Genomic DNA, 17,119 nt, shown 5'->3' on the forward strand with positions numbered 1-17,119 from the left:
CGTTCGCGTGGTCCGAGGCGGGTAGTGTCGGGACGTCCACCTCGGTGTCCCGCCTCGGACCTGTGCGAGGTTCTGTAGGACTCCGCCGCCGCTCCGACTCCTTGTTCGCGTCGAGTGGCGACACGGGACCCAGGGAAGACGTCCGGAACCGGCCAGCCGGGACGGGGGACGGGGAACCGCTCGCGTGGTTTTTCCGTCATACTCGTCAATGGTCGTCCGAGGACGGACGGTTCGCTCGGAGTCCCCGGTGGCGCGTGTGGCGCCCACACCCTCCGGCGGGACCGATGAGACCGCAGGCCCCTCGGAGGGGCCACACAAGCCAATGTTGACCCATCCCCCCGGCCGATAAGCTGGACGTGGTGGTATGTGGTCTTTTGAGGGGATGAGTTCTCGATGGCAATGTCGGCAGGTTTCCCCACGGGTGAAGAGCTGCCGGAGCGCATCGGCCACTACGTCATCCGCCGCCGCATCGGCGCTGGCGGAATGGGTGTGGTGTACCAGGCCGAGGATCCCCGGACCGACCAGTTCGTCGCGGTGAAGGTCCTCAAGCCCGAGGTCGCCGGTGACCACATCGCACGCGCCCGGCTCGCCCGCGAGGTCGAGACGATGCGCCGCGTGCAGAGCCCCAACGTGGCCGAGGTCATCGACGCGGACACGCAGGCCGAGCTGCCCTGGGTGGTCACCGAGTACATCCCCGGGCCCACCCTGGACGCCACCGTCACCGACCACGGCCCCCTGCGCGGCCGCGCTCTGACCCGTTTCATCACCGGCATGGCCCGGGCGATCAAGGACATCCACGCGGTGGACGTGATCCACCGTGACCTCAAGCCCGGCAACGTGATCATCTCCAACGGCGAGCCGATCGTCATCGACTTCGGCATCGCGCACGCCGTGGACGGCGCCAAGCTGACCCAGACCGGCACGTTCGTCGGTACGCCCAGCTACCTGTCACCCGAGGTCATCGAGGGTACGGACCTGGGGCCCGCCACCGACGTGCACGCCTGGGGCGGCACCGTCGCCTTCGCCTCGACCGGCCGCCCGCCCTACGGTGCCGGTTCGTTCGAGGTCATCTTCTTCCGCATCCTCAACGGCGAGATCGACATGGACGGGATGCACGAGGCGCTGCGCCCGCTCGTCAACCGCGCGGTCTCGCGCGACATGTCGGCCCGCCCCACCGCCGCCGAGCTGATGGTCGAGACGGGTCGCCTCAACCTCGACCTGCCCTGGACCGAGCCGGGCGGAGGCATGCCGCCCACCGGGCAGACCGGCAGCCACACCATGCACGCCCCCACCCCGACGCAGAACCCGGCCGCCTCGGGCGGCCACGGAGGCGGTTCGGGCTTTGGAGGTGCGGCCGCGGCCGGTGCCGCGGGAGCGGCGCTCGGCGGCGCCGCCGGATACCTCGCGGGCCGGGCCACCGACGGCTGGGGCCCCGCGCACACCCGGGGCGCGAACCCCGCCAACACCGCCGGCGCGTGGGCCAACCCCTCCGCGCCGCAGACCAGCCACGCACGGTCCGGCGGGTGGAACGACGACGCCACGGACGACCTCAGCGGCGGTCGGCCCGCGAACACGGGTTCGGGCTGGAACACCGACGACGAGGCCACCAACGACCTCAACGCCGCGCGCTCCACGGGCTGGGGCTCGGACGCGGAGGCCACGGACGACCTCGGCGGCCGGCGTGCGGCCGCCACGGGCTGGGGCCAGCCGGACGAGGCCACCGACGACCTGTCCAACCTGCCCGGCACCGATCGGATCACCCCGGGGTCCTCGCACGACCTCGACGACCCGCAGGGCACGGAGCGCATGCAGCCCGGTCAGGGCGACATGCACGGCACCCAGCGCTTCGAGCCGGGCGAGCTGGCACGCAGGGACGACGCGCACGGCACCCAGCGCTTCGAGCCGGGCGAGCTGGCACGCAGGGACGACGCGCACGGCACCCAGCGCTTCGAGCCCGGAGAACTGGCGCGCAGGGACGACCCCGCCGGGACCATGATGATGGGCCAGGCGGAGATCGCCCGTCAGCAGGCCCAGCCGGACGCGGCTCCCCAGACCCAGTTCTTCAACTCCCCGCTGGACCCCAACGCCTTCCAGGACATCCTGACGCCGGTCGGCCAGCAGGGCCGGGCCAACAGCACCCAGGAGTTCGACGAGGAGGAGTTCGAGGAGCGCGGTGGCCTGCTCGGACGGTTCCGGCGCGGTCGCGGTGACAAGTTCGGCGACTACTTCCGGGGCGACGGCCACGGGGACGAGTACGACGAGCACGAGGACGACGAGTACTACGACGAGTACTGGCGGATGCACCCGCTGGTGCTCGTCCCGATCATGGTCTCGCTGGCAGGTGTGGCCCTGTGGTTCCCGTGGGTCGGCATCATCCTGGGCATCGTGGTGATCGCCGGTCTGGGCGCGTTGGACGTGGTCAAGTCCGAGCACGCGCGGCGACTCCAGACGCGCGGGCCGCGCAACTCCGACAGCATGGTGGTGGCGCTCAGCTTCCCGTGGGCGTTCGGCCGCATGGCGTTGCGCACGGTCGGGTTCGGCCTGATCTACCTGCTGGGCGGCATCCTCGTCGGGATGGTCTACGCGAGGATCATGGACGCACCGGGGGAGGGCGCCAACTACACCGGTGCCTTCGCGGTGTTCGTGATGATCCTGCTGAGCTACCTGATGCCCAGCGGGCGTGAGGCTCGTCACCAGGCGGTCTGGCTGGTGGAGCGGGCGAGGTTCAGCAACCTCTACGTGTACGTGGGAGTGGTGGTGGCCATCCTGCTGCTCACCATGCTGATCCTGTCCATCGGGCTGACCTCGGCGCCGATCTGGACCACGGGCCCGCTCAGCGGCCCCTCCGACTGGTTCGGCTAGACGAAGAGCCACTGAGGACGCTCCTTCTCCCGCTGGGAGGGGGAGCGTCCGTCGTTCGGCGGCGGTGTGCCCGCCAACGGCGTGGAACCGGTCACTAAGGTGGGTGTGGGGACTCCGCGTCCCGCCCGGTCGGCACTGGTGAACGCCGTCCGGCGGGCCCGGCGACGGTTGCCGGACGGGTTCTGGTTAGGGTTTCCTAAGTTGAACGTGGGGGCGCGGGTTGGCCTTCAAGCTACTAGCGAGTAACATCACTGGTATGAGCACACGGGCGGGTCGGATGTAGACGTGTACACCGGACCCGCCGTCGGATGACCGAACGGCATTCGGCATTGTTGGCAGTAACGGGGCGCGCCAGCGCCCACCCGCCTGACGGCGGATATGGGAGTGCAGGGAGGTCGGCCACCGGCCATGAATATTGTCGTTTTGGTCAAGCAGGTCCCGGACACGGCGACCGAACGGAAGCTCAACGCCGATGACAAGACGCTGGACCGCGCAGCGTCCGACGGCGTCATCAACGAGCTCTGCGAGTACGCCATCGAAGAGGCGCTCCTCCTCAAGGAGAAGCACGGTGGCGAGGTCACCATCCTGACGATGGGCCCGGACCAGGCCACGGACTCGATCCGCAAGGCCCTGTCCATGGGTGCCGACAAGGCCGTCTTCGTCAACGACGACGCGCTGCACGGCTCCGACTCGATCCAGACCGCCTACGCGCTCGCGCAGGCCCTGGGCACCCTTGAGTTCGACCTCGTCGTGCTCGGCTCGGAGTCCACCGACGCCCGAACCGGCGTCGTCGGTGCCGCGCTCGCCGAGTACCTCGGCCTGCCCCAGCTCACGCTGGCCGGCAAGGTCGACATCGACGGCGGCGCCATCAGGATCCAGCGTCAGACCGACTACGGCTACGACGTCGTCGAGGCTCAGCTTCCGGCGGTCGTCTCCGTCGTGGAGAAGATCAACGAGCCGCGCTACCCGTCCTTCAAGCTGATCATGCAGGCGAAGAAGAAGCCGGTCGACAAGAAGTCCGCGGCCGACGCGGGCATCGACACCGGCAGGGTCGGTCTGGCCAACGCCACCACCGAGACCGTCGACTTCGCCGCCGCGCCGCCGCGCGCCGCGGGCACGATCGTCAAGGACGAGGGCGACGGCGGCACCAAGGCCGCCGACTTCCTCGCCGAGAAGAAGTTCGTGTAGGTCAGGCGAGAGACTCAGGAAGGTTCAAGGATTATGGCTGAGGTCCTCGTCCTCGTCGACCACGTCGACGGACAGGTCAAGAAGGTCACCACCGAGCTGCTGACCGCTGCGCGCCGCATCGGCGAGCCCGCCGCGGTGTGGGTCGGCGAAGGTGCGGAGTCGGGTCGGGCCGCGCTGGCCGAGTTCGGCGCCGAGAAGGTCTACGTGGCTCCGGCCGAGGTGAACGACTACGTCGTCGCGCCCAAGGCCGAGCTGCTCGCCAAGCTCGCGCAGGAGAAGGGCGCCGCCGCCATCCTCGTCTCGGCCACCGCCGAGAACAAGGAGATCGCCGGTCGTACCGCCGTGAAGCTGGGCTCCGGTGTGCTCACCGACGTCGTCGACGTCACCGCCGAGGTCGTCACCGAGCACAGCGTCTTCGGTGGCGCCACCGTCACCCACGCCCGTGTCACCACGGGTGTCCCGGTCGTCGCGGTCCGCCCGAACTCCGTCGTGCCGGAGGCCGCCGCCGGCGCCGCCGCCGAGGAGGCCGTGACGGTCGAGATCTCCGACGCCGCGAAGACCGCCAAGGTCGTCGAGCGCGTCGTCCAGGAGAAGGGTGCGCGCCCCGAGCTCGCCGAGGCCGCCATCGTGGTCTCCGGTGGTCGCGGTGTGGGTTCGGACGACTTCAGCGTCGTCGAGAGCCTGGCCGACTCCCTCGGTGCCGCCGTCGGTGCCTCGCGCGCCGTCGTCGACTCCGGCTGGTACCCGAACCAGTTCCAGGTCGGCCAGACCGGTAAGACGGTCAGCCCGAATCTGTACGTCGCCCTGGGCATCTCCGGCGCGATCCAGCACCGGGCGGGTATGCAGACCTCGAAGAACATCGTCGCGGTCAACAAGGACCCCGAGGCGCCGATCTTCGAGCTCGCCGACTTCGGTGTCGTGGGTGACCTGCACAAGGTCGCCCCGCAGCTGACCGAGGAGATCAACAAGCGCAAGTAGTTACGAGCGCTTCGCTGATTCGAGCCGACGCCCGGCCGGAGGAGACTCCGGCCGGGCGTCGGCTTTCGTTGTGTGAGGGCGCTTCGGGTCAGTCGCCCCATGTCCAGCGGCTGCCCTCGGGCCAGAAACATGGCGAGGAGACGGTTATTGACAGGTCTCCCTGGACGCTGACCTGGACGTGGAGTCCGAAGTCGTCTTCGGTGTCGCTGACGACGACGATGAGATCGTTGGGGCGTTCGTCGGCGGTGATCTCGTAGCCGTTGTCCTGCCAGTGTTCGGCATGGGTGGCGTCGGCTCTTTTCGTGGGGTCGCTCAGGTGAGGGGGTGGAAGACGGTACGCCCGTCGCCCTGGGAGACGCCGATGCCGTTGGCCGTGACGACCACCTCGCTGTGGTGGGCGTCGGGATAGAACCAGCTCTGTGTACTGTCCGGACCCACGACAAGCCCGTTGCCGCTCACAAGACCGCCCTCCGCCAACGACAGGCCCCTCGTGCAGCCGAACGTGGCATCCAACTTGCGCTCCCATGTCACCACGCCGTCTCGGGCGCGCACTCCCGCCGTCATGGTGGTGTCACCCTGCTTTTCGACGACCAGGACCTGTTCGTCGAGCGCCCTGTGCGACAGGTGTGACGGGCACGGTGCGAGGAAACCCCCGACCAACGCCCGCTCCGGACGGAAGCCGGACTCCACGCGCGGATCGTGTCCCTCGGGCGGATCGGAGGACCAGAGTTCGGTGCCATCGGCGTCGTAGGCGATCGTGTGGGCGTCCTCCCTGTCCGGGCTGGAGGAGACCACGGTGATCTCGCCCGCATGGACGACCTCCCCAGGGCGGGAGCCCAGCCCGGAGATCTCGGTGAGGAGTTCACCGCTGACGGCATCGTAGGAAGCCAGGTCCGTGGGGGACCAGACGGTCACCCGATCCTCGCTGAGGTGCGCTCGGATCTCAGCGTCGCCGAAGGCGTCGTTCTCGGTGTGCTGGTCGGCGGCTGAGTCCCAGCGGGCGCCATCCAGTGTGAGCGCTGCGATGAGGGAACCGTCCCCGGCGTCGAACAGGCCCCAGTCGGATTCGGGCAGGCCCACCCGGGCCACGAACCGGTCGCTCCGCACGGGGTCGGTGAGGACCTGCCGCGGCCCCTGTCGGCACCAGGCGAGTCGGCCGGTGTCTGACGTGTAGGCGATCAGTTGTGAGGGCGCGTTTGTCCTGCCGCCCCGGAAGTACTCGATCATGACGGTGTCGCCCACCTGGTGCACGTGGTTGGCGATGCCCATCGTCTCCGAGTAGTTCGGGAGTCTGGCGTCGATGTGCCACAGAACCAGCCCCTGATCGGCCGAGCGCACCACGACCCCCTCCTGGTCGATGAGGGTCACCGTGTGGTCGTGGCCCCCGATCACTCGCCCAGGGTCGTCGGTGCTCCAGTTCGCCGTGCTGGCCAGGTCGCTGACGGGCAGGTCAGCGCGGTCGGAATCGGCGTCGGTCCAACGATCGGACTCGCCGCTGGTGGCACGCAGTTGTGCGCAGGCGAGCAGGTCGGGGACGCGGTCGTCCGGAAGGAGGTACGCGAGTGCGGGGACGAGCAGGGTCAGGGCGAAGGTGGCAGCCACGAACCCGGCGACCACGGACCGGTTCGAGTCCCTGTGTCTGATCCACTGCTCCCAGAGGTGGGTGCGCAGCAGCACGGCGATCAGGAAGGCGAACAGCACCACTATGTGGGGCACGGTGGGGAGGAGCGCCATTGCGCAGAGGGCACCGAGGACGAGCATGCCCAGGTCCCAGGCCAGGATCGCCGGTACTGGTACCCGGTGCCGTCCACGTGGCCGTTCGAAGGGGCCGAGGAGTGCGAGGGCCAGCCAGCACAGCGCAACGCTGACGACCACCGTGATCAGAGGTGGCACGAGGGGCCACAGCGTCCATGGGACGGCCACCAGGATGGACGTCCGAACGGCCCACCACACAAGGACGGGCCAGCGTGGTGGTGGAGTCTGGGTTCTGCCGCCACCGTTCCCCGCGGAGGGACGGGGTGGAGGGGACCCGTGGGGACTCGGTGTCTCGGGAGGAATGGGGGATCACCTCGGGGGAGCGGTGCGCTGAGTGCGGCTGGACGTCTGATGTGACGCGCGGTGGGCGCAAAGCGTTCGCTGGGTCGTCATACCCCCTGCCGTGGCGGTGCGAAATCCCAGGTGGTTTGCGGTATATGAAAGGTTTGGTGTGGTTTTCGGAGGAAGTGTCCGGGTAGGTCCCGCGCACGACGACCTGAGGAGGCTCGCTCATGCGGACGACGGTGCGGGCGGGACGGCGCAAGGTGGAGGTCCGCCACTCCGACAAGTCGCTCTTCGGGCCCGACGGGGCGACCAAGGCGGACCTGGCCGACTACTACGCGCGGATCGCGCCGCTGATGCTGCCGCTCATCAAGGGGCGCCCCGTGGCGCTGGAGCGGTACGTCGACGGGATCGAGTCGCCGGGATTCCTCGTGCAGCACCCGGCCCACCCCCAGTGGGTCCGCACGCTCTGGACCGCCACCGGGCGGATGATGGAGTGCCACGAGGCGGCCACCCTCGTCTGGTGCGCGGACCAGGACGCCATCACCCTCCACTCGTGGTCCTCACGCACGCCCCGGCTGGGGGTGCCCGACCGGATGGTGATCGACCTCGACCCCGTGGAGGACGGGGAGGAGGCCTTCGACTCCTGCCGTGACGCCGCGTGGAACGTGCGCGAGGTGCTGTCCGAACTCGGCCTGGCCTCCTACGTGATGACCACCGGTTCCCGGGGTCTGCACGTCCACTCGCCGCTGCGGCCCGAGGTGGAGGACATGGAGGTGCGCAGACTCGCCAAGGCGGTCGCCGACAGGGTGGCGGCGCGGGCGCCCGACGAGTGGACCACCCGGGTGCGCAAGGCCGCCCGGCACGGTCGGATGTTCGTGGACTACCTGCGCAACGGGACCGGGCAGCTCGCGGTGGTGCCCTACTCGGTCCGCCCCCGCCCGGGAGCTCCGGTGGCCACCCCGGTGACCTGGGAGGAGCTGGACCAGCTCAGCACGTCGAGGGACTTCACGATCGGCATGGAACGCGAGGAGTGCCCGTTCTCCGGCATGCGCAGGCACGCGAGGTCGCCGCGCCGGGCGCTCGCGCAGCTGGACCGGGACGAGGGGCGCGCGGTGCCCAGCCCCCGAACCGGCCAGAGCCGGGGATAGACGGGCCCCATCCGGGTGCCTGCGGCCGTGGGGTCGTCACTCTCGGTAAAGGATGTTGAGGGCGGGTTTCTGGCGGCTTTATAGGGTCTGAACTGCGATATGGCTTCTGTGGCGAGATGCGTCGAGCTGGTCAGGCATTCAGGACGTTCGCCTCTGATTCCGGAGCGTGATCATGGGCAGGAGTGCGCGTAAGTCCTGCCCGCCCCCCCGAAAGGCCCTGACATGCGCCTTGCTGTCGACGAGTCCACCTTCCGCAAGTCCTCCTACAGCACCACCGCGAAGGAGTGCGTCGAGGTCGCCGACCTGCGTGCCCGTGCTGTTGTCCGTGACACGCGGAACCCGGGCCTCGGGATCCTGGCCTTCCCCCACGCGGAGTGGGCCGCCCTGCTCGGCGCGTTGGGAAGACCGGGCCTCAGCGTTTGCGCAGGACGATCAGGAGGTTCCAGGTGACGACCTCCCGCAGCAGCGGCACGTGGACGATCGGTTTGATCCACGTGGGCAGGTAGCGCGGCCGCAGGTCCACGACGTCCACGTCGGGGCGGCCCCGCACCCAACGGATCATCTCCTTGGCGTGGGCCGCGTACATGGTGCGCCCGAAGTCGTTCTTGGGGCGTCGTCCGTTCCGGCGCGTGAACCGCTCGGCCGCGTACGAACCGCCCAGGTAGTGCCAGGGCGAGGTCTCGTGCCCGCCCCAGGGCGACAGCCAGAGTGTGTACGACAGGTACACCAGCCCGCCGGGCCGGGTCACCCGCACCATCTCGTCGGCCATCCGGGTCCGGTCCGGCACGTGCTCCAGGACGTTGGAGGAGAAGCACACGTCCACGGTGCCCGTGCGCAGCGGCAGGTCGAGCGCGCTGCCCTGCACGGCGTTGGCGTCGGCGTCGCGTCCGTGCAGGGTCATCTCGTGCGCGTCCGAGTCCACGCAGAGGCAGCGGGCGCCCTCGGCGCGCAGCGCGTCGGCGAAGTAGCCCGGACCGCCGCCCACGTCGACGACCAGCCTGTCGTCCAGGGGCGTGTAGGAGCGGAGCTGGTCGACGGTGTCCCGGGCCAGCATCCCGTAGAAGAACGCCGGGTCGCTCTGCTCCTTGCGGAAGGCGGAGAACAGGCGGACGGAGCGGGCCAGGGTGGCGCGGAACGGGGTGGAGGTCATGCCCCGACCTCGATGTAGTGGCGCAGGTGGCGCCAGTGGTCCCCGCCCCAGTACTCGTCGGATGCGGCGATCCGATGGGGCAGGAGTTCGCGGATCCGCTCGGTGCTCAGGGTGTGCATCCTCATGGGCGCCGGGTAGCGCAGCACCACCCGTTGGGCCAGGGCCACGAGTGGCCAGGGCACGTACCGGAACACCAGGCCCTTGAAGGTGCGCCGCTCGGATTCGGGCACGCCGACGACCAGGGCCCCGCCGGGCCGGACCACGCGGGCGAACTCCCGGAGGTAGCCCTCGGCCAGGTCTGTGGGCAGGTGCTGGAGGACGAGGTCGGTGTAGACGAGGTCGAAGGAGTCGTCCTCGAACCGGGAGAGGTCGGGCCGCTCGTTCAGCACGAACTCGATCCGTCCCCCGGAGCGGTCCAGGCGGCGTGCCTCGTCGAGCATGGGCGCGGAGATGTCCACGCCGACGACTCGTCGGAAGTGCGCCGCCAGGGCGTTGGAGAGCCGACCGGCACCGCAGCCGAAGTCGAGGACGCGACCGCGTTCGGGCGCCAGCCCCAGTTCGTCGAGGCGGCTGACCGCCGGGTCGATCTCGGCGCGGCCGGAGGCGAGGAACTCGTCGTCGTCCCACCCGCCGCCGCGCTTGTCGGGATCGACGCAGACCGCCCACAGCGGCTCGGTGGAACCCAGCCGGGTCCAGTCTCGGCGGACCTGTTCGAGCCCCACCGGCATCACCTCCACGGCACTGGTGACCACCCAGGAACTGGAGCTTGTTCCTGTTCTGGGTTCGCGGCCCATCGGGACCTGCGACAACGGTCAGGGAAGAAAGTGGAACGTGTTGTATTCTGGCACCCATTTTCCGGGTTGGCCAACCTACGGCGGGGAGAGTACCCATGGCGCCTGATTCCCCCACGGAGCGCGGCGGGGCGGCCCCCAGCGTACGCAGGGAGGCGGAGCAGCCGGAGGAGGACCCCACCTACGGCGACGTGCTGGGCGAGAGCCTGGCGGGGTTGCGGGGCCTCCCGCGTGACCGGATCCTCCAGGTCGGGTCGCTGATCGTGCTGGCGGCGCTGGTCCTGAAGGTGTACGTCCTCAGCGAGTCGTACTTCGTGGAGGACGACTTCCTGTTCTTCGCCGCCGCGCACGCCCAGGACCTGTCGCCCGAGTACCTGCTGGAGCTGCACAAGGGCCACTTCATGCCGGGGGCCCTGTTCCTGGTGTACGTGCAGACGGCCTTCGGGCCGTTTCACTGGGCGTCGGCGGCGGGCACCATGCTGGTCGTGCAGGCGGTGGCGGTCCTGGCCTTCCTCCGCCTGCTGTGGGAGCTCTTCGGCCGCAGGTGGGCGCTGCTCGTCCCGCTGACGGTGTACGCGCTGGCGCCGCTGACGGTCCCGGTGCTGGGCTGGTGGTCGGCGGCGCTCAACGCGGTGCCCTTCCAGCTGGCGATCGTGCTGGCCCTGCTGTGGACGGTCCGCTACCTGCGCACCGGCAACATCCTGTTCTCCTGGTGGGCCGTGGGCGCGGTGGCGTTCGGGATGCTGTTCTCGGTCAAGGCGCTCTTCCTGCCCTCGCTGGTGTTCGTGGTGGCGGTGGCCTTCCTGTACCCGGGCCACCTGGTGGAGGCGGTGCGCCAGGCCTTCCGGCGCCACCGCGGGCACTGGCTGGCGATGGCGGGGATCAGCGTCGGCTACCTCGTCCTGTACCTGGCCCGGCAGCGGGCCTCCACCAGTGGTGAGGGCGCCTCGGTGCCCGAGTCCGAGGTGGTGGCGCAGCTGGTGCGGCGGATGCTGGGGGAGGTGTTCCCGACCGGCGCCCTGGGCGGCCCCTTCGAGTGGGGTCCGGTCACCCCGGCGGGCGGGCTGGTGGACCCGCTCGGCCCGGTGCTGGTCGGCGCGTGGGCCGTCCTCGCGGTGATCGTGCTCGTGAGCCTGTGGGTGCGGCGCACCTCCTGGCGGGCCTGGGCGATCCTGGTGGGGTACCTGGTGTTCGTGGACGCCGTGCCCACGGCCGTCGCACGCGGCGGCGTCTACGGCGAGGTGGGTTCCGATCCCCGCTACGTCGCGGACGCGGCACTGGTGTTCGCCCTGGTGCTGGCCCTGGCCTTCCTCGCCACCAAGGAGGAGCGCGCCCGTGAGTGGGTGGAACCCGGGCGGCGCCGCCCGATCCAGCTGCTGCGGCCCTCACGGAGCGTGTGGGTGGCGGCCGTCGCGGTCACGCTCGTCTACGCGGGTTCGGCCTCGTACTCCACGTACACCTACGCCGGGACGCTGAGCGGGGACCGCCAGCGCGAGTACCTGGCCAACGTGCGGGCCTCCCTGGAGGACGTGCCCAGGGGAGCGGGCCTGTACAGCCGGGCCGTCCCCGACGACATCGTCCTGGAGTGGAACGGACCGCGCAGGCTCAGCTCCTACGTGCTGTCCCCGCTGGCGGACCGCGAGGTGGCCGGGCGGATGTACGCGCCGGAGGAGTCCGACAGCGCCCGCGTCTTCGACGAAGAGGGGCACCTGGTGGAGGCCGCGCCGACCGCGCGCGCCAACGCGTTCCGCCCCTCGGAGGACGAGGAGTGCATGGCGAGCTGGGACGGCCTGATGTCCTGGAGCGTGTGGGAGGTCGGCGGCATCGAGCAGGTGGCCACCATCGGCTACACGTCGGAGGAGGACGCCGACCTGGTGGTGGTCGTGGGTGAGGAGGAGGTGGAGACCGAGCTGCCCGCCGCCCCCGACGGCGGGTTCTGGTACGTGCCGGTGAGCGAGCGGGACACCACGTTCACGCTGTTCACCGACGCCGGGCGGACGTGCGTCACCTGGGCCTCACTCGGCCAGCTGTTCCCGGCCAGCCAGGTGGCGGAGGAGGACGCGGAGGCCGAGGAGGGAGCCGAGGCGGTCGAGACCGAGGACGACCGGGGCTGAGCCTCAGTTCCTCCCGGTGAAGAACAGTCGTGACCAGCGTCGGCTGGGTTCCTCGACCAGGTGGTAGGTGAGCTTGCCCATCAGCACGCTGCCGATCAGCACCGGGATGATGTCCAGCCAGAACGACCCGGTGAAGATCTCCTGCCCCGTGAAGTCGCGCCACAGGTACAGCACGACGAACTGCCACAGGAACACCCCGTAGCTGATCGGCGCGAAGAACACCATGACGGGGTGGCGCATCAGGCCGTCGAGCCAGGCACCCCCGGTCCAGGTGGAGAGCGAGCGCAGACGCCGACGCGGCCCCTCGGGGGCGGGCGGGGCCAGGGCGACCGGGGCGACGACGAAGAAGGCGAAGCCGATGCTGGTGGTCGACTCGATCACTGACACCCACAGGTTGCCGGGTTCGAAGAACCGCCCCCCGGCTGCGGGCGTGGACTCCAGCACGTAGAACGCGGCGGCGACCGCCCAGCACAGTCCCGGCGACATGCCGACGGTCCGGCAGAACCGGCGCACCGGGCCGTCGGGGCCGCTCTCCCGCCAGGCCCACTCCGAGAGGGTGGCCAGCGCCATCCCGACCGCGAACATCCCCATGCAGCGCGGCAGCCAGGAGTGCATCAGCTCGCGCGGCTCCGGGAAGTACTGCGGGACCAGGGCCAGGTACGACAGCACCGTGATGACGACCAGACCGCCGATGAGCCTGCGGCCGCGCGCGTCCACGGTCGTGCCGCCCCTGGCCCACAGGCCGAGGAAGACCGCGAAGAGCGGGAGCGTGAGGTAGAAGGCCACCTCGACCGACAGGCTCCACATCTGGCCGAGCCCCTCGGGCCCCGGCCCGGCCCAGTGGGGGCTGGTGTTGAAGGGGAAGGTCAGCGTGAGCACCTCGACCCAGTGCCGTACCGAGCCCAGGTGCTCTCCCGCGTACAGGGCGAGGGCCACCGCCGCCACCACCCAGTAGGCGGGGAAGACGCGCATGACGCGTCGCCACAGGTAGGCGCGGGTGTTCGGCCCCCGCGTGCCGTCCAGCGCGGCCCGGGCCCAGGGGCGGTAGAGGAGCACCCCGGACAGGGCGAAGAACAGCGGCACCGCCAGGGCCGAGGCGCTGAGGAGCGCCCCCACCGGCCCGGGGGCCAGGGCGTCCCCGGTCTCCGTGGACACGTGGACCACCAGGACCATGAGGCAGGCCAGCCCGCGAACCCCGTCGAGCGCGTGGTGCCGACCACTCACCTGCGGCAGCAGGAGCGCGGGGTCCGCAGTGGTGGTTCGGGCGTTGCCGGAGGTGGGGTCCTCGGGCGCGGAGGAAGTGGGCGCCATGGGGCCTTCCAGAACGGGAGGGAGCCGAAACGCGTTCTACTAGAACGTGTTATAAAAATTCAGACACGCCCAGGTGACGTCGTTCACTACTGGGCAGTACTCTACCCGGAACTGAACCTAGTTCCAGATCTGGACTCTCATCCGCCCAGGAGGGCACATGCGCCGTACCGTTGCGGTTGTTCTCATCGCGCTGGGGGTCTTCTGTCTCGCCCTGGCACCCATGATGCGCACGTGGATGTCCAGCTCCCTGATGAAGACTCCGCTGGACTACTACAACCCCACCGTCAACGTCGGAGAGGTCACCTACTTCAACATCGAGGACGTCGAGCTCGTCGAGGACGCCGACGTGGAGGCGCACTCGACCATCCGGGCCGACGTGGCCTCCAGCAGTGACGACGTGGTGGTGTGGGACCAGTTCACGTGGATCAAGGACGCCGACACCGACTTCGGTATCAGCTCCACGAACCGCCGCGCCGGGCACGACCGCGTCACCGGTGAACTCGTCGACTGCTGCGACGCCATGATCAACGACTCCTCCGTCAAGCAGACCGGGCAGGGATGGAAGTTCCCCTTCCTCACCGAGCAGCGTGACCACGACTTCTTCGAGACCACCGTCGAAGAGGTCGTCCCCATGGAGTTCGAGGGCGTCGAGGAGGTCGACGGCGTCGAGGCCTACAAGTTCGTCCAGACCGTCGAGCCCACCGTCATCGACGAACGCGAGATCCCGCGCTCGGTCGCCGGGCTCGAGGGCGACGGCGACGTGGTCGGCGACGAGACCTTCTCCATCGTCCGCACCTACTGGATCGAGCCGGTCAGCGGTTCCCCCATCGACATGAGCGAGGAGCACCACCGCGTCGTCGTCGTCGACGGCGAGGAGGTCCTCACCCTGCTCAGCGGCGAACTCCGGTTCGACGACGCCACCCGCGCCGCCGCGATCGACAACACCGCGCAGGCCCGTACCGTCCTGCCGCTGCTGCACACCACGCTGCCCATCGGCGCGCTGGTGCTCGGCGCCGGGTTCGTCGGCATCGCGGTCGTCCTGCTGGTCACCGGCCGACGCACCGAGAACCACGGCTGAGACCCCCGCCCACCCGAGAACGTCACCCCCCACTCAGGGGCCGCCCCCACGTCGCCGATCCCGGCGCCCACGGCCCCGCACCGTGACGGCCGCCTCCACGGCCGCCCCGCTGGCACCAACGGCCGGACCGTCCACCCCCCTCGCGGGCGGTCCGGCTGCTCACTTCGCGATCACCAGGAGGGGGCGCGCATGCACCGCACCGGCGCCCTCGTCCGGGCGTGCCGCCCGCGCCAGTGGGTGAAGAACCTGTTGGTGTTCGCCGCACCGGCCACCGCCGGAACGCTCGGCGACCCCCGCACCCTGCTGCTGTGCGCGGCCGCCTTCGGACTCTTCTGCCTGGCGGCCAGCGGCACCTACCTGCTCAACGACGTCCGCGACGCGGATCGCGACCGCGAGCACCCGCGCAAACGGAGCCGACCGGTCGCCTCGGGCGACCTCCCCGTCCCCCTCGCCCTGTCCGTCGGAGTGGTGCTCGTGATCGCCGCCCCGCTGGCCTCCCTGGCCCTGGGCAACACGCGGTTCACCCTCGTGCTGGTCGGATACGTGCTGCTCACCCTGGCCTACACGCTCAGGCTCAAGGAGGTCGTCGTCTGCGACCTCGTGGCGGTCGCCTCCTGCCACATGCTGCGCGCCATTGCGGGCGGCTTCGTAGTCGGGGTGCCGCTGACCTCGTGGTTCGTCATCGTGGTCGCGCTTGCCGCGCTGCTCGTGGTGGTCGGCAAACGCGAGGCGGAACTGCGCGTCACCGCGCCGGTCCACCTGACTGGGAGCACCGACGCCCAAGCGGGGGAGGAGACCACGGCGCACCCCACCCGCACGGCGCTGCTGGGCTACACCCCCGGCTACCTGTCCCAGATGCGCATCATGGCCTCCGGCGCCATGATCGTCACCTACTGCCTCTGGGCCCTGGAGCAGGGCGGCGGACCGCAGTCCGCGTTCCACGCGGTCAGTATCGTTCCGTTCATCATGTTCGTGCTCCGCTACAACCTTCTCGTGGACCGGGGAGCGGGCGAGGAACCCGAGGAGATCGCATTGCGGGACCGCCCGCTCCAGCTCGTCCTCGCCTCGCTCGCCCTCCTGGTCGGACTGGGGATCCACCTGTGAGCCGCCCGACGCTCCTCACCGGCTGGGGCCGCACCGCCCCCACCGCCGCCCACGTGGTGCGCCCGCGTACCGCCGAACAGGCCGCCCGGATGCTCGCCGAGGCGGGTCCGCGCGGCGCCCTGGCCCGGGGGCTGGGCCGCTCCTACGGGGACGCCGCCCAGGTCGCGGGCGGGACCGTCCTGGACTGCACCGAACTCACCGGGCCGCCCCGCCTGGACATCGTGGAAGAGGAGCTCACCGCGCCCGCCGGGACCAGCCTGGGGCGGATCGTCGAGCACCTGCTGCGCCACGGGTACTTCCTGCCCGTCACCCCCGGGACCAGGCACGTCACGCTCGGCGGGGCGATCGCCGCCGACGTGCACGGCAAGAACCACCACGTGGACTCGTCGCTGGGCGCGCACCTGCGCTCCCTGACCCTGCTCACGCCCACGGGCGGGGTGCTCCGGCTCGGCCCCGAAGGGCCGGACCCCGACCTGTTCTGGGCCACCGTGGGCGGGATGGGCCTGACCGGGGTGATCACCGAGGCCACCCTCGGAGTCCTCCCGGTGGAGACCGCCTACGCCCGTGTGGACACCGACCGCACCCCGGACCTCGACTCGACCCTGGAGCTCATGTCCCGCACGGACCACGCCCACCGGTACTCGGTGTGCTGGGTCGACCTCCTGGCCCGGGGCGCCTCCCTCGGACGCGGCGTACTGACCCGCGCCGATCACGCCCTCCGCACGGACCTGCCCGCGCCCCAACGCCGCGACCCTCTGCGGCACCGGACCGGGCCCACGCTGGCCGCGCCGCCCTGGGCCCCGCCCGGGCTGCTCAACCGGTGGACGGTGGGTGCCTTCAACAGCGCCCACCACCGCGCCGCGCCCCTGCGGGAGCGGGGCCGGGTCCAGCCGCTCTCCGGGTTCTTCCACCCCCTGGACGCCGTGGCGGGCTGGAACCGGATGTACGGTCCGCGCGGGCTCGTCCAGTACCAGTTCGTCGTCCCCTTCGGAGGGGAGGACACCCTGCGCGCCGTGGCCGAAGGGTTGTCCCGGGCGGGCGCGCCGTCGTTCCTGGCCGTCCTCAAGAGGATGGGCGCACCCACCCCCGGGCCGCTGTCCTTCCCGCGCCCCGGCTGGTCCCTGGCCGTGGACCTGCCAGCCGGACTCCCCGGGCTGGCGCGTCTGCTGGACGGGTTCGACCAGCGCCTCCTGGCGGCGGGCGGGCGCGTGTACCTGGCCAAGGACAGCAGGGCCCGACCGGAGGCCGTGCACGCCATGTACCCGGCGATCCTCGAGTGGCGGGCCACGCGCGCCCGCGTGGACCCGGGCGGCGTACTCGTCTCGGACCTCGCCCGTCGCCTGCGCCTCGTCTGA

13 protein-coding genes are annotated in these 17,119 nt (G+C 70.5%); 9 read left to right on the plus strand and 4 right to left on the minus strand.

Annotated features, from left to right (window positions below; all coding sequences use genetic code 11):
• Positions 1 to 393 precede the first annotated feature (393 nt).
• From KBX21_RS10495 to KBX21_RS10505, 3 genes are all read left to right on the plus strand, one after another.
• Positions 394 to 2,862: a protein kinase gene (locus KBX21_RS10495; RefSeq protein WP_247665526.1), complete on the plus strand. Its 2,469-nt coding sequence runs from the start codon at positions 394 to 396 to the stop codon at positions 2,860 to 2,862.
• Between the two features lie 408 nt (positions 2,863 to 3,270).
• Positions 3,271 to 4,050: an electron transfer flavoprotein subunit beta/FixA family protein gene (locus KBX21_RS10500; RefSeq protein WP_210841784.1), complete on the plus strand. Its 780-nt coding sequence runs from the start codon at positions 3,271 to 3,273 to the stop codon at positions 4,048 to 4,050.
• A gap of 33 nt (positions 4,051 to 4,083) precedes the next feature.
• Complete coding sequence (locus tag KBX21_RS10505) at positions 4,084 to 5,028, plus strand: electron transfer flavoprotein subunit alpha/FixB family protein (protein ID WP_017546010.1); 945 nt, start codon at positions 4,084 to 4,086, stop codon at positions 5,026 to 5,028.
• Between the two features lie 312 nt (positions 5,029 to 5,340).
• Here KBX21_RS10505 and KBX21_RS10510 read toward each other — a convergent pair whose 3' ends face one another.
• Complete coding sequence (locus KBX21_RS10510; protein ID WP_210841785.1) at positions 5,341 to 6,921, minus strand: PQQ-binding-like beta-propeller repeat protein; 1,581 nt, start codon at positions 6,919 to 6,921, stop codon at positions 5,341 to 5,343.
• Between the two features lie 374 nt (positions 6,922 to 7,295).
• Here KBX21_RS10510 and ligD point away from each other — a divergent pair, with 374 nt between their 5' ends.
• The gene (ligD, locus tag KBX21_RS10515) at positions 7,296 to 8,216 is read left to right on the plus strand and encodes a non-homologous end-joining DNA ligase (protein ID WP_210841786.1); all 921 of its coding nucleotides are present in this window, start codon (positions 7,296 to 7,298) and stop codon (positions 8,214 to 8,216) included.
• Between the two features lie 222 nt (positions 8,217 to 8,438).
• A complete protein-coding gene (locus KBX21_RS10520) occupies positions 8,439 to 8,666 on the plus strand; it encodes a DUF397 domain-containing protein (protein WP_082206369.1) in 228 nt (75 codons plus the stop codon).
• Here KBX21_RS10520 and KBX21_RS10525 read toward each other — a convergent pair.
• The gene (locus KBX21_RS10525) at positions 8,629 to 9,366 is read right to left on the minus strand and encodes a bifunctional 2-polyprenyl-6-hydroxyphenol methylase/3-demethylubiquinol 3-O-methyltransferase UbiG (RefSeq protein ID WP_210841787.1); all 738 of its coding nucleotides are present in this window, start codon (positions 9,364 to 9,366) and stop codon (positions 8,629 to 8,631) included. The genes KBX21_RS10520 and KBX21_RS10525 overlap by 38 nt on opposite strands.
• Complete coding sequence (locus KBX21_RS10530; RefSeq protein ID WP_374225715.1) at positions 9,363 to 10,118, minus strand: class I SAM-dependent methyltransferase; 756 nt, start codon at positions 10,116 to 10,118, stop codon at positions 9,363 to 9,365. Before KBX21_RS10530 ends, KBX21_RS10525 begins: the two co-directional genes overlap by 4 nt.
• A 137-nt stretch (positions 10,119 to 10,255) precedes the next feature.
• Between KBX21_RS10530 and KBX21_RS10535 the strand changes: the two genes are divergently transcribed.
• Complete coding sequence (locus KBX21_RS10535) at positions 10,256 to 12,271, plus strand: hypothetical protein (RefSeq protein ID WP_210841788.1); 2,016 nt, start codon at positions 10,256 to 10,258, stop codon at positions 12,269 to 12,271.
• Between the two features lie 3 nt (positions 12,272 to 12,274).
• On the opposite strand, the gene KBX21_RS10540 is transcribed toward KBX21_RS10535, so the two are convergent.
• Positions 12,275 to 13,582, minus strand: a complete 1,308-nt coding sequence (locus tag KBX21_RS10540; RefSeq protein WP_210841789.1) for an acyltransferase — start codon at positions 13,580 to 13,582, stop codon at positions 12,275 to 12,277.
• A 157-nt stretch (positions 13,583 to 13,739) separates the two neighbouring features.
• Between KBX21_RS10540 and KBX21_RS10545 the strand changes: the two genes are divergently transcribed.
• From KBX21_RS10545 to KBX21_RS10555, 3 genes are all read left to right on the plus strand, one after another.
• Positions 13,740 to 14,660 carry a DUF3068 domain-containing protein gene (locus KBX21_RS10545; protein ID WP_049570785.1) on the plus strand — a complete coding sequence of 307 codons (921 nt, stop codon included), beginning with the start codon at positions 13,740 to 13,742 and terminating at the stop codon, positions 14,658 to 14,660.
• Positions 14,661 to 14,849: 189 nt separating this feature from the next.
• Positions 14,850 to 15,764 (plus strand): decaprenyl-phosphate phosphoribosyltransferase, encoded by a 915-nt coding sequence (locus tag KBX21_RS10550; protein ID WP_210841790.1) that lies wholly within the window; start codon positions 14,850 to 14,852, stop codon positions 15,762 to 15,764.
• Complete coding sequence (locus KBX21_RS10555; RefSeq protein ID WP_210841791.1) at positions 15,761 to 17,119, plus strand: FAD-binding oxidoreductase; 1,359 nt, start codon at positions 15,761 to 15,763, stop codon at positions 17,117 to 17,119. Before KBX21_RS10550 ends, KBX21_RS10555 begins: the two co-directional genes overlap by 4 nt.

The sequence above is a fragment of the Nocardiopsis sp. B62 genome (assembly GCF_018070675.1).
GTDB classification, from domain to species: Bacteria; Actinomycetota; Actinomycetes; order Streptosporangiales; family Streptosporangiaceae; genus Nocardiopsis; species Nocardiopsis prasina.

Bases quoted from the DNA above. Each gene is read 5' to 3' on its own strand.
- KBX21_RS10495 (WP_247665526.1), top strand. From the start codon at position 394: ATGGCAATGTCGGCAGGTTTCCCCACGGGTGAAGAGCTGCCGGAGCGC.
- KBX21_RS10500 (WP_210841784.1), top strand. From the start codon at position 3,271: ATGAATATTGTCGTTTTGGTCAAGCAGGTCCCGGACACGGCGACCGAA.
- KBX21_RS10505 (WP_017546010.1), top strand. From the start codon at position 4,084: ATGGCTGAGGTCCTCGTCCTCGTCGACCACGTCGACGGACAGGTCAAG.
- ligD (WP_210841786.1), top strand. From the start codon at position 7,296: ATGCGGACGACGGTGCGGGCGGGACGGCGCAAGGTGGAGGTCCGCCAC.
- KBX21_RS10520 (WP_082206369.1), top strand. From the start codon at position 8,439: ATGCGCCTTGCTGTCGACGAGTCCACCTTCCGCAAGTCCTCCTACAGC.
- KBX21_RS10525 (WP_210841787.1), bottom strand. From the start codon at position 9,366: ATGACCTCCACCCCGTTCCGCGCCACCCTGGCCCGCTCCGTCCGCCTG.
- KBX21_RS10535 (WP_210841788.1), top strand. From the start codon at position 10,256: ATGGCGCCTGATTCCCCCACGGAGCGCGGCGGGGCGGCCCCCAGCGTA.
- KBX21_RS10540 (WP_210841789.1), bottom strand. From the start codon at position 13,582: ATGGCGCCCACTTCCTCCGCGCCCGAGGACCCCACCTCCGGCAACGCC.
- KBX21_RS10545 (WP_049570785.1), top strand. From the start codon at position 13,740: ATGCGCCGTACCGTTGCGGTTGTTCTCATCGCGCTGGGGGTCTTCTGT.
- KBX21_RS10550 (WP_210841790.1), top strand. From the start codon at position 14,850: ATGCACCGCACCGGCGCCCTCGTCCGGGCGTGCCGCCCGCGCCAGTGG.